Here is a 12,368-nt window from a genome sequence, read left to right as displayed (position 1 = left end):
GAAGGTTCGGAAGTCGGGATGACGGCAGGAATGAGCCAGGTCCGGAAGCGATCCGGGGCGTACGGCCTTCGAAGCGGCCCGCTGTTCGCGGTGGCCATGATCGGGGCCTCGGCGATCGTCATGGTCGGTGCCGCTCCTGCGGCGGTTGCTGCAGACTCGCAGTCGAAGCAGTGGTACTTGGATGCCATGCGGGCCGATGAGATCTGGAAGTCAGCTACGGGCGAGGGGATCAAGATCGCCCTGATTGACACCGGCGTCAATGCTTCAGTCCCGTCACTCAAGGGACAGGTGCTGAAGGGCCTCGATGCCACAGAGACCGATGGGACGACGGACGACTACGACGGGCACGGGACCACTATGGCCGAGCTCATCGCTGGAACAGGCGAGGGCGGTGGCCTCAGAGGTCTGGCGCCCGGAGCCAAGATCATCCCAATGCGAATGGCCAACAAGGAGTTCGAGGAGAGGCACAAGTCGAACACTTTCGACAACTCCAACGCCATCCGTGCGGCTGCTGACGGCGATGCCAAGATCATCAATATGTCGATCGGTAGTGTGTTCGTCGACTCTGCGGAGAAGGAGGCGGTGGAGTACGCCCAGAGCAAGGGCAAGTTGGTCTTCGCCGCGGTCGGCAACACGGGCCACAAGGACAACAAGCCCGGATACCCCGCCAACTACCCCGAGGTAGTCGGCGTCGCCGCCTCCGACCGCGACGGCCAGGTGGCCAAGTACTCGCAGCACGGCGACTTCGTGGACATCGCCGCCCCCGCCAACGACATCCCCCGCTGGTGCGACGAGACCTTCACCAAATACTGCGAGGGCAATGGTGGTACCAGTGCCGCCACCGCCCTCGCCTCCGCCTCCGCCGCCCTCATCTGGTCCGCCAACCCCGACTGGACCGCGAACCAGGTCCTGCGGGTCATGTTCGAGTCCGCGGGCCGTGGTGACGACTGGAAGCCCGGCACCGTCAGCAACTACCTCGGCCACGGGATCGTCCGGCCCAACGCCGCCATCAACCGCGGCATCGGCAAGCCCGGCGACGCGGACGTCAGCCCCTTGACCAACGAGAGGACGACGGCCGGCGGCTCCTCCGACGCCGGCGCCCCCTCGGAGAAGCCTTCGTCGGACGACGACGCCTCCTCCCCGCCCAAGCCCGGCGCGGACGGCGCGAAGGAGACGGACAAGGACACGGCCAACGCCGCGGAAGACGCCGGTGACGACAGCCAGTTGGGCCTGATCCTCGGCGGAGTGGCGGTCTTCGCCGTACTCGCCGGGGGCACGTTCGCCGTCGTACGCAAACGCCGCAGCGCGTGATCGCGCAGCTCAGACCACTCACCGAAGCACACACCCGCAGTATCGAGCACATACGAAAGGGAGACTGACATATGGCAGTCCAGAAGGTCGGCGATCAGAGTCTCAAGGACTTCCAGGACGAGATCACGGTCAAGTTCGAGGACGTCAAGGGACAGCTGAAGAACCTCCAGGGCGTCATCGACAGCCTGGAAGGCGCCTGGAAGGGCATCGGAGCCAGCGCCTTCGACACGAAGCAGGCCGAGATCAACTCGGGCATGGTCCGCATCGCGAAGATGCTGCTCAACTTCCAGGAAGCGATCCAGGTCACCCGTACGACCGCGGGCAACACCGAGGACGAGGTCTACGCGGCCCTCAACGGTGTCGACGTGACGGCCGGCTTCTCCGGTGACAGCGCCGCGACGGCCAAGGCGACGTCGAACATCAACGGCTACTGACAGCCCGTCAGCCAGCCGCCTCGTACGTACCGCACCCCATATACCGCGCACACCGCGCACACCGCACTGACAGGAAACAGGAGGACCCGTGGCCCAGAACGACGGCACCATGGTCGTGACCTACGGCTCGCTGGAGCAGGCCGCCTCGGTCATCGAGAAGCAGGCCGGCCGGCTCGACGAGAGCCTTGAGGCCATTCAGACGAAGATCCGCGGCGTGTCCTCGACCTTCGAGGGTGAGGCCAAGACCGCGGCGGACGCGGCCCACAAGAAGTGGGACAACGAGACGCGTCAGATCCACAACGCGCTCAAGGACATCGCCCGCAAGGTCCGCGAGGCCGGCCCGGCTTACCAGGCGGGCGACAAGAAGTCCGCCGGCTACTTCTAAGAACCTCTTAGCCTCGCCGTTTCAGTTGGCGTGCGACCAGTTGCTGGCCGTGAACGCGAAAGTGCCTTCCGAGCTGGGACGATGAACCTTGTCGAGGGGTTCTGTCGGTCCAGGTGGAAGGCACTTTCTGCGTGCAGGGTATCGGTTCGCGTCCCAGGCTTCATGTCTCTGCTGACGGGGCGGGGGTGATCGGTCATGCCGGGGCACGGCTGCTGGCTGATCTCGCCGATGTCACCGGACTGACCAGCGCGTACTCCACCGCGCTCGGACCGCTCCGGCCACGCGGTACTGGTCATGACCCGGGCCGGATCGCTACCGACCTCGCGGTGATGGTGGCTGCCGGCGGCGAGACCATCACGGATCTGGCCGTCCTGCGCGACCAGCGCGAGGTGTTCGGCCCCATCGCCTCGACACCGACTGCCTGGCGGGTGCTGGCCGCCGTCGATGAACGCGTACTGGGCCGCCTGCGCTCAGCCCGGGCTCAGGCTCGGGAAGTGGCCTGGCTCCAGGCATCCGAGACCCGCTGCGGCATACCGGCGGCGAAAGCCGGCGGGCGGGAAGTGCCCGGACTGGTCCTGGACATCGACGCCACGCTGATCACCTGCCACTCGGAGAAGGTCCAGGCCGCACCCACCTACAAAGGCGGCTTCGGCTTCCACCCCCTGCTGTGTTTCCTGGCCAACACCGGCGAGGCCATGTCCGGGCGCCTCCGGCCCGGAAACTCCGGAGCCAACACGGCCGCGGATCACATCGCGGTTCTGGACGACGCTCTCGCGCAGATCCCCGACGCCCACCGGCACGGCACCGACATCCTGATCCGCACCGACAGCGCCGGATCCGCGAAAGCGTTCCTCAGCCACATCCGAGACCTGCGAACACGCGGAATCCGCACCTTCTTCTCAGTCGGATACGCGGTCACCGAACCAGTCCGCCGCGCGATCCGGGCCCTGCCCGAGCAGGTCTGGCACCCCGCCCTGGACCAGGACGGCACCCTCCGCGAGTCCGCCGAGGTCGCCGAACTGACCGGCATGACCGACCTTGCCGGCTACCCGGACGGCACCCGCATCATCGTCCGCCGCGAACATCCCCACCCCGGAGCCCAGCTCTCACTCTTCGACCAGGACGAAGGCATGCGGCACCAGGTCTTTCTCACCGACACCCCGTTCACCTCCGGCTCCGCCCAGTTCCTGGAGGTCCGCCACCGCCAGCACGCCACCGTCGAAGACCACATCCGGTGCGGCAAGACCACCGGCTTCGGCCGCTTCCCCTCCCGCCGCTTCGGCGTCAACGCCGCCTGGCTCGAACTCAGCCTCGCGGCGATCGACCTCCTTGCCTGGACCCGCACCCTCCTCCTGGACGGCGAACTCGCCACGGCCGAACCCAAGAAACTCCGATACCGGCTCCTGCACGTCGCCGCCAGAATCACCCGGGGCAGCCGCCGCCTCCGCCTCCGGATATCGGCGACCTGGCCCTGGCGACACGAGCTCACGGCCGCATTCCACCGACTGGCCGCACTACCCCGCCCCGCCGGCTGACCCACCACCCCCGCCCACCTCAACCCAAGGACCTCGGAGAACCCGACCCCGCGTCGGGCCCTCACCATGCCCACCGGCCGACCCAGCCTCAAACAACCTCGCTCAGCCGCCCAGCAACCCCAACTGAAACGGCGAGGCTAGACGCGACCGGCAGTTACGGCGACAGGGGGGCACGCGCGGGAGGTGCCCCCCTTTGCCGTGCCTGAGGGCGTTGATTCGGCTGTGGTGACGAGCCCCACGCCGATCGGCCCGGGCAGCTCTTCGGCCGTTCCTCCGATGAATTCACGCGAGACCGTAGCGTTGTAGCGGGCCAGTTGGGCCTTGTTGGTCTTTCCTCGGGATTCGTCCTGAGTGGCTTCGTCCATGAGGACGGGCTCTGACTCAGGTTTTGCGGTGTGTGCACGTTGAGTGACGACCGAGGCCGTCCGGGTAGCTTCGGAAGTTGCCCAGTTCGGGGCTGTGGAAGAACTTGCCTACCGGCTGAAGAAGTTGTTGCCGCCGTCTGTCCAGGACGTCGTGGTACTCGTGGTGCTGTCGGTGGACGTGAATATCGCGATAGTTCGATTCGACGGTTACTGCACCACCACTGGCGCGATGTGCCTGGGGTGTGGCACCTGGTCGAACCGTGTTCACGGTTCTTACGTGCGGTTTTCCTGCTGGTGTACCGGCTACCGGGCGGAGTGTCGTGCTGGCTTGCGTGCCCTGGTCCCGGAGGCGCCCGCAGACGAGGCCGAACCCGCTCCGGACGAGCAGCCGTCAGAATCGCCTGGCCGACCGACCACCGGGTCGCCGACCGCACCCCGGCCAGGCACGCCGCCATCCACGCACTACTGGAGGCAGGGCACACTCGACGCTCGATCCAGTGACAGCTCGGCACGATCTCCCGCACCGTCCAACGCTTCGCCGACGCCGACGCCGACGCCGACGCTCCGGAAGAGCTCTTCACCGGTCAATGGCAGACCCGGACCTCGGTCCTCGACGGGTACAAGACCTACCTCGACCACCGCTGGACCGAGGGTCGCACCAACGTCCGGAACCATGGGAAGAGATCGCCCCTCGCGGCTACCAGAGCAGCTGGCAGCGCGTTCGCGCCTACCTCCGCCGGAGACGCACCTCGTCACGGGCCGTGACAGCCCGGCCGCCCTCGCCCTGGACAGTAGCTCACCCACCGCCAGGGCGAGCGCCTGCCCGACTGGCTCGACGCCGTCCGGCAGGACGACCTGCCATGTTCGGCCGTGCCGGCTTCCAACTTCTACGCAGACGGGTCCTGCTCGCCCCGTAGCCATGTTGTCAGTGTCTGATGCGAGGGTCCGGACAACCGTACGCAAGGAGATCAGCATGGGCACCTGGGACACCGTCCAGGCCCCTTCGACAACGACACGGCTGCGGACTTCGCCAACGTTCTCGACGATGCTCAGCCCGAGGCACGCGAAGTCTTGATCCGAGGTGTCCTTGTCCGGACGGTCGACGCCGCGGGCTATCTCTCGGAAGCGGAGGAGGCGGTGGCCGCCGCCGCACTCATCGCGGCGCAACGCCCGGGAGGCGAACCCGTCGACACGCCCTACGGTCCGAAAACACCTGTGCCCATGTTCACTTCCGACCTTCGGGCACTCGCTGGCGAAGCCCTCGCCCGCATCGTCGGCGACGAAAGCTGGGCCGGCCTCGAACCGGGTCAACCCGGAGGACTGGAAGCAGCGGCGGGCCGTACTCGCCCGCCTTCGCGCAGTGCTTGACCCGCCGCCACCTTCCATCGCTCTCTTCGACCTTCAGCCGTAACGGAGCGTTACTCGGCACAGAAGTTGAGCCAGAACCCGTTCTCACAGGCAAGGCCACGCGGCGACGCCCACGACTCGTCGAAGCCGGCATCCGGCAGCCGGTACCCGGGGTCGAGATGCTGCCCACATGACGCGATGGAGATCTCGTCGCTGTCACGGGCCTTCTTGGTGACGTCCATGTGGTTCGAAATGAGCGCGCAGGCGTCCCTTGACCGACCCGAGCCGCTGATGCGCGCCGATCACGGGAGTGTGCCGTTCGAGGTGAACGAGTTGGGGCGGCGGCCGCTTCCCGGGAAGTTCCTTCGGACTCTTTCCCGACCGCCCGACCGCCCGACCGCCCGACCGCCCGACCGCCCGACCGACCGCCCGACCGCCCGACCCCTGCCCGTCTCACCCCATCCCCGCCAGTCGGAACAGGTCCACCGCCTGCCACCCCAGGAACAGCACCGCGAAGAACGCCGCGAAGACTCCCGCTCCCGTCATCGCCACGTCATCGGCTCACCACCGCTTCCGTTATGCGGCTCAAGCGGCTCACGCCGCTTATACGGCCCGTCAAGCGGCCCACGCGACCCCGTTCACGCGCCCCCCGCCACGCGCCCCCTCACCGCTCGTCCAACGGCGGCATGAGGCCGGTCTGCACCAGCGGGTTGCCGCGCTGGCGCGACACGAAGATGCCGCGGCCCGGCGGCATCGGACGCGCCCGTACGCCGCCGAGGATGTCGCCCTCCTGCGGGTCTCCGGAGAGCAGCACCCCCTGCGCGCCCAGTTCCATCATCCGCTGCATGAAGGGCTCGTACGAGGACCTGCTCGCGCCCGCCGCGCTGCGGGCGATGATGAAGCGGACACCCACGTCACGCGCGAACGGCAGTTGCTCCGTGAGCTTGTTGAGCGGGTTGCCGCTGGAGGTGGACACCAGGTCGTAGTCGTCGACGACCACGAACACCGTCGGCCCGCGCCACCAACTGCGGTCGCGCAACTGCTGCGCCGTGACGTCCGCCGCCGGGGTACGGCGCTGCATCAGGTCCGACAGCGCGTCCACGTGGTGGTCCATGTTGTTGGACATCGGCACGTACTCCGCCAGGTGCGTCGGCGGCGTCACGTCCAGCAGCCCGCGCCGGTTGTCGATGATGAAGAACTTGGCCGAATTCCCGTCGTACCGCTCCGACAACTGCTTGATCAGCAGCCGCAGCAGGTTCGACTTGCCGGACTCGCTCTCGCCGAACACCAGGAAGAACGGGTCGCGCTCGAAGTTGACGAAGATCGGCTCCAGCAGGTTCTCGTCGATCGCGAAGGCCACGCCGCGCTTCGGCTGCTCGGCGCCCATCGGCAGCGTCGCCGCCGCCAGCTCGCGCGGCAGCAGCCGTACGGCGGGGGCGCCCGGCCCCGTCCAGTGGCGGCCGACCTCCTGCGTCATCGCGGCCGTCGCCTCCGACAGGTCACTGTCGGAGTTGATGGAGTCGATACGCGGCACCGCCGCCATGAAGTGCAGCTTCTCCGGCGTCAGACCCCGGCCCGGCACCCCCGTGGGTACGTTGACCGCCGCCTTGCGGTCCAGGTCGGAGTCCATCGTGTCGCCCAGGCGCAGCTCAAGCCGGTTCATCAGGTGGTCCTTGAGGTTGGCGCGCACCTCCATCGAACGCGACGCCGTGAGCACCACATGGATGCCGTAACCGAGCCCGCGCGCCGCGATGTCCAGCACGGCCGGCTCCAACGCCTCATAGTCGGTGCGGAAGTTGCCCCAGCCGTCGATGATCAGGAAGACGTCGCCCCACGGCTGGTCCGTGAGCGAGATTTCGCCCCGCTCCCGCATCCTGCGGAAGGTGTTGATGGAGTCGATCCCCGCCGTACGGAAGTACTCCTCACGGCGCGCCAGGATGCCGTACACCTCGGCCGTCGTCCGCCGCACCTTCTCCGGGTCGAGTCGCGACGCGACCCCGCCGACGTGCGGCAGACCGGCGACCGACGACATACCGCCGCCTCCGAAGTCCAGCCCGTAGAACTGCACCTCCTGCGGCGTGTGCGTCAGCGCGAACCCGGCGATGAGCGTGCGCAGCAGCGTCGACTTGCCGGACTGCGGACCACCGATGATCTGCATGTGGCCCGCCGCACCGGAGAAGTCCCGGTACAGGGTGTCGCGGCGCTGCTCGTACGGCTTGTCGACCACGCCCAGCGGTACGACGAGGCGCCCCGCGCCCTCGAAGCCGGGTTGCGTGAGCCCGCGCCCCTCCACGTTCGACAGCCCCGGCAGCAGTTCGTCCAGCGACGGCGGGTTGTCCAGCGGCGGCAGCCACACCCGGTGCGCCTCGGCGCCGCGCCCCTCCAGTCGGCGCACGATCACGTCGAGCACCGTGTCGGCGAGCGCGTCGTCCTCCCCACCGGTGCGCGCGTCCGGTACGGCGGGGCGCGCGGCCGGCTGGATGTAGTGCACCGGCACCGGCGCCGCGGTGAACGGCACGGGCCTGCGGTCGACCGGCAGCGGCCCCCCGGTGCGCGCGACCGCCGACGCGTTCGCCCGGTACACCCCGGAGACGTACGCGGCCTTGAACCGCACCATCTCGTCGGTGCCGTACTTCAGGAACCCGGAACCGGGCACGTTGGGCAGCTGGTACGCGTCCGGCACACCCAGCGCGGCGCGTGACTCCGCGGCCGAGAAGGTACGCAGACCCACGCGGTACGAGAGGTACGTCTCCAGACCGCGCAGCCGCCCCTCCTCCAACCGCTGCGACGCCAGCAGGAGATGGACGCCCAGCGAACGGCCAATGCGCCCGATCTGGACGAACATCTCGATGAAGTCCGGCATGGCGGTGAGGAGTTCGCTGAACTCGTCGATGACCAGGACCAGCGACGGGATGGGCTGCAACGGGGAACCCGCCGCACGCGCCTTCTCGTAGTCGTGGATGTTGGCGTAGTTGCCCGCGTCGCGCAGCATCTCCTGGCGGCGGTTGAGTTCGCCGCGGATCGAGTCGCCCATGCGGTCGACCAGCGTGAGGTCGTCCGCGAGGTTGGTGATCACCGCGGCGACGTGCGGCATCTGCGACATGCCGGCGAAGGTGGCGCCGCCCTTGAAGTCCGCGAGGACGAAGTTCAGCGTCTCCGACGAATGTGTGACGGCGAGGCCCAGCACGAGCGTGCGCAGCAGCTCGGACTTGCCGGAGCCGGTGGCGCCGACGCACAGGCCGTGCGGCCCCATGCCCTCCTGCGCCGCCTCCTTCAGGTCCAGCATGACGGGCGCGCCGTCCTCACCGACACCGATGGGCACGCGCAGCCGCTCCGCCTGCGAGCGGGGCCGCCACGTACGGGTGACGTCGACGGACGCCGCGTCCCCGAGGTTCAGCAGATCGGTGAAGTCGAGATTGGCGAGCAGCGGTTCGTCGTCGTCGCCGCCCGTCGCGACCCGCAGCGGCGCGAGCTGACGGGCCAGCGCCTCGGCGGCCTCCAGGCTCAGCCGGTCGGGCTCCCCGTCGTACACCATGCCGTGCCCCGACTCCAGCCGCAGCGAGTCGGGGTGGACCACCACGGCCAGGCTCCCGCGCGCCCCGGTGACCTCGCCCGGTACGACCTCGATGACCGTGACGCCCTGGAGCCCCTCGGGCGTCGCGAGCACCGATACGGGGGGCAGCGACATCCCGTCCAGGACGACGACGACGTGCGGCTGGTCCATCAGCGGTTGGCCGCCGGGCTGGAAGCGCGGACGGCCCTCCAGCCGCCCCGCCAGCAGCTCCTCCAGCTCCCGCACGTCGGAGGTGATGAGCCGGCGGCTGCCCGCCCCGTCACCGGGGCCCTGCGCCTGCACGTGCGGCAGCCACTTCGCCCACTCCCACCCCGGCGCCGCGCCCCGTCCGGCGACGACGGCGATGACCAGGTCCTCGGGGGAGTGCAGCGAGGCGAGCGAACCGACCATCGCACGCGCCGTGGAGCGCACCGACTCCGCCTCGCCGGTGACCGTCAGGTGGTAGAAGGCACGCAGCGAGACGGCCATCGGCAGACCGTCCACCACGCTGTGCGCGTTGAGGAACTGCCGCATCGCCCCGGCGGTGAGCGGCTCCAGCTCGTCCACCGGCGCGGTTTCGGGCTCGACGAGAGGGGTGGCGAGCTGCTGACTGCCCAGCCCGATCCGCACCTGCCCGAAGTCGTCGTCGGCGACCCGGCGTTCCCACACCCGGCTGCCCTCGGCGACCAGCGCCCACAGCTGCTCCGGGGACGGGTGGAGGTAGTACTGCGCGTCCCGTTGCAGGTGCGCGGTGCGCAGCACCGTACGCCGCGTCTGCGTCAGGTACTTGAGGTAGTCCCGCCGCATGTCGGCGAGTTCGCCCTGGGTTCCGCGCCGGTGCCGCACCAGCATCGCGATGGCCATGGCGATCGTCGACGCGATCATCACCATGCCCATGATCCGCATGATCGGATTCGGCGTCATGAAGAAGAAGACGACCGAACCGCCCATGCCCAGCATGGGCAGCAGTTGCATGAGCGCGCCCTCCTGCTGCCCTCTGGGCAGCGGGGGAGGGGGTTGCACCTGCATCTGCTCGGCCGGCACGTCGGCGGGCAGGGCCCGCGGCGGGCGCTTCACGACGATCTGACTCACTGCTCACCAATTCCCTTGCCGGACAGAAAAGTTCCCACCGGCGCCCCCGTGGCGACGGGCCTCCATCCGCGGGCAAGGATCCTACTTGCGTGGGGGCCCACCACCCGGCGGTAGGGTGACCGGACGCGTTTGCGCACGCATGAACTTCCGCAAAAAAAGGGGTCATTCGGAGCGCAATGCGGGCAACGGGCGCATGGGAACCACGAGGGGATGCAGCACGTGAGTATGACGGCCCAAGCGGCGGCCAACACAACCGGTCAGCCTGGTGCACCGGCACCGTCCAGCGGCGGGACCGGCTTCTGCCGGATCACCGTTGTCGCCCCGGACGGACGTATCGACGTCGCGCTCCCCGAGGACATTCCCGTCGCCGACCTCCACCCGGAGATCCTGCGGCTGTCCGGCCAGGGCCCCGCGGCGGGCGCCCCCGTCGGGTACCACCTGGTGCGCCGCGACGGCACCGTCCTCGACAGTGCCCGCTCGCTGGCCTCCCAGCGCATCCTCGACGGCGAACTGCTGTCCCTGCGGCCCTTCGCCGAGTCCCTGCCCCCGGCGGTCTTCGACGACGTCTCCGACGCCGTCGCGTCCGCCGTCGCCCGCGACCGCACCCTGTGGACCGACAGCGCGATGCGCGGCGCCGGACTCCTCGGCGGCTCCGTCCTGCTGGTGCTGCTCGCCTTCGTGCTGTGGACCGCCGACCCCCGGCACGACACGAACGGCCTGCCGGGCATCCTGGCCGGCGTCACCGCCGTCCTGCTGCTCGCCCTCGCCGGCGTACGCGCCCGGGTCTACGACGACCGCGGCTCATCCGTCGCCCTCGGTATCGGCTCGATGGCCAACGCCGCCGTCGCCGGCTCCGGACTGCTGCCCTTCGCGGACGGCCAGGGCATCGGCAGGCTTCAGTTCCTGCTCGGCTGCGCCGCCGTACTGGTCGCCTCGGTGATCCTGGTGATCGTCACCCCCGCCGGCGACAGCCCCTTCGTCGCGTTCGTCTTCGCCTCCGCCGTCGGCCTCCTGGTGACGTTCATCGCCATCACCACCGACATGAAGCCGGCCGAGACCGCCGCCGTGTGCGCCGCGCTCTCCGTAGGAACACTGGCCTTCCTGCCCGGTCTCTCCACCCGATTCGCCCGCCTCCCCATCGGCTTCGAGCCGCCCCGTACGGCCGCCGGCGACTACGGGAGCGAGCCCCCGCCCCCCGCCCCCGTCGAGCCCGAGCGCATCGCCGCCCAGGCCCGGCGCGGCCACGAACTGCTGGTCGGGCTGGTCGGCGGCTGCGCGCTGGTGGCCGTCGGCGCCGCCGCCGTGCTCGGATTCTCCGACGGTCTGTGGGGTCAGCTGCTCGCCCTCGCCACCGGCGTCGCCATGCTGATGCGCGCCCACCTCTTCAGCTACACGGCGCAGGTCGGCTGCGCCCTCGCCGCCGGCCTCGGCGCCCTCGTCCTGCTGGGACTCGGGCTCTGCCTCAACCCCCCGGAGGGGCTGATCCGCGAGGCACTGCGGGGCGACGGCGCGGGCCTCGACATCCGTACGGTCTGGCTGACCGCCGCCATCGCCGGGATCGCCACACTGATCATCGCCGTGGGGCTGATCGTGCCGCGCAAGGGCGTCACCCCCTTCTGGGGGCGCTTCCTGGAGATCGCCGAGGCCTTCGTACTCCTGACGATCGTCCCGCTGTGCCTCGCGGTGTTCGACGTCTACCACTCCATCCGTGCGCTGACGTCCTGACTGGCTGGTACGCTGTGTGACGGCCGTTTGTGTACGCGTTCCGGTGTGTCCGGAAACAGCGACCCCGATCGACACCTGATCAACAACGGCAGATCATCCCCGCCACCCGAGTAACCGAAGATCCCCAGCGAATTCGACCTGGGGCACTCGATGGCCACGAAGACCTACGAGGAGTACGCGTGCCGCTTGCCGCCGCTACGAAGAAGCAGATCATGTCGGAGTTCGCCACCAAGGAAGGCGACACCGGCTCCCCCGAGGTCCAGGTCGCGATGCTCTCGCGCCGTATCTCGGACCTGACCGAGCACCTCAAGACGCACAAGCACGACCACCACTCGCGTCGCGGTCTGCTCATTCTGGTCGGCCAGCGCCGCCGCCTGCTGCAGTACCTGGCGAAGAAGGACATCCAGCGCTTCCGTGCGCTGGTCGACCGCCTGGGCATCCGCCGCGGCGCGGCCGGCGGCGCCAAGTAGTACGCCGTGAAGGGAGCGGTTCCCACACACCGGGAACCGCTCCCTTCGCCGTATGCGCACGAAGCTCAGTAACCTGTTCGCAGGAGCACAGCTCCCGGACGCCGCTGAGAAGCACCACACAGCACCCGCACAAACGAACAACAGCAACATC

The 12,368-nt window shown here is 69.1% G+C and carries 8 protein-coding genes and 1 pseudogene; 7 read left to right on the top strand and 2 right to left on the bottom strand.

Annotated elements, in window-relative coordinates:
* The first annotated feature begins 18 nt into the window (after positions 1-18).
* The 5 genes and pseudogenes from OG700_RS08895 to OG700_RS08875 all read left to right on the top strand — a co-directional run bounded on the left by OG700_RS08895 (position 19) and on the right by OG700_RS08875 (position 5,441).
* Positions 19-1,311 carry a S8 family serine peptidase gene (locus OG700_RS08895; protein WP_405611506.1) on the top strand — a complete coding sequence of 431 codons (1,293 nt, stop codon included), beginning with the start codon at positions 19-21 and terminating at the stop codon, positions 1,309-1,311.
* A gap of 71 nt (positions 1,312-1,382) precedes the next feature.
* Positions 1,383-1,745, top strand: coding sequence for a WXG100 family type VII secretion target (locus tag OG700_RS08890; RefSeq protein ID WP_405611503.1), 363 nt, complete (start codon positions 1,383-1,385; stop codon positions 1,743-1,745).
* 88 nt (positions 1,746-1,833) lie between these two features.
* Positions 1,834-2,130, top strand: a complete 297-nt coding sequence (locus tag OG700_RS08885) for a WXG100 family type VII secretion target (protein WP_405611500.1) — start codon at positions 1,834-1,836, stop codon at positions 2,128-2,130.
* Between the two features lie 113 nt (positions 2,131-2,243).
* A complete protein-coding gene (locus OG700_RS08880) occupies positions 2,244-3,665 on the top strand; it encodes an IS1380 family transposase (RefSeq protein WP_405608350.1) in 1,422 nt (473 codons plus the stop codon).
* A 1,338-nt stretch (positions 3,666-5,003) separates the two neighbouring features.
* A pseudogene (locus OG700_RS08875) lies at positions 5,004-5,441 on the top strand (DUF4259 domain-containing protein).
* Between the two features lie 7 nt (positions 5,442-5,448).
* Here OG700_RS08875 and OG700_RS08870 read toward each other — a convergent pair.
* Both OG700_RS08870 and eccCa read right to left on the bottom strand, forming a co-directional pair.
* Positions 5,449-5,619: a hypothetical protein gene (locus OG700_RS08870; RefSeq protein WP_405611497.1), complete on the bottom strand. Its 171-nt coding sequence runs from the start codon at positions 5,617-5,619 to the stop codon at positions 5,449-5,451.
* 422 nt (positions 5,620-6,041) lie between these two features.
* Positions 6,042-10,022, bottom strand: a complete 3,981-nt coding sequence (gene eccCa, locus OG700_RS08865) for a type VII secretion protein EccCa (RefSeq protein WP_405611494.1) — start codon at positions 10,020-10,022, stop codon at positions 6,042-6,044.
* Positions 10,023-10,247: 225 nt separating this feature from the next.
* On the opposite strand from eccCa, the gene eccD reads away from it, so the two are divergent.
* On the top strand, positions 10,248-11,747 hold the full coding sequence (gene eccD / locus OG700_RS08860; protein ID WP_405611491.1) for a type VII secretion integral membrane protein EccD: 1,500 nt from the start codon (positions 10,248-10,250) through the stop codon (positions 11,745-11,747).
* Between the two features lie 179 nt (positions 11,748-11,926).
* On the top strand, positions 11,927-12,217 hold the full coding sequence (rpsO, locus tag OG700_RS08855; RefSeq protein ID WP_023538273.1) for a 30S ribosomal protein S15: 291 nt from the start codon (positions 11,927-11,929) through the stop codon (positions 12,215-12,217).
* Positions 12,218-12,368: the final 151 nt, after the last annotated feature.

The sequence above is a fragment of the Streptomyces sp. NBC_01508 genome, from assembly GCF_045040315.1.
Lineage (GTDB): Bacteria > Actinomycetota > Actinomycetes > Streptomycetales > Streptomycetaceae > Streptomyces.
The sequence above is the reverse complement of the archived record's forward strand: the minus strand, read 5'-3'. Positions and strand labels throughout refer to the sequence as shown.

Coding starts and splice junctions, on each gene's coding strand:
- OG700_RS08895 (WP_405611506.1), top strand. CDS start 19: ATGACGGCAGGAATGAGCCAGGTCCGGAAGCGATCCGGGGCGTACGGC.
- OG700_RS08890 (WP_405611503.1), top strand. CDS start 1,383: ATGGCAGTCCAGAAGGTCGGCGATCAGAGTCTCAAGGACTTCCAGGAC.
- OG700_RS08870 (WP_405611497.1), bottom strand. CDS start 5,619: ATGGACGTCACCAAGAAGGCCCGTGACAGCGACGAGATCTCCATCGCG.
- eccD (WP_405611491.1), top strand. CDS start 10,248: ATGACGGCCCAAGCGGCGGCCAACACAACCGGTCAGCCTGGTGCACCG.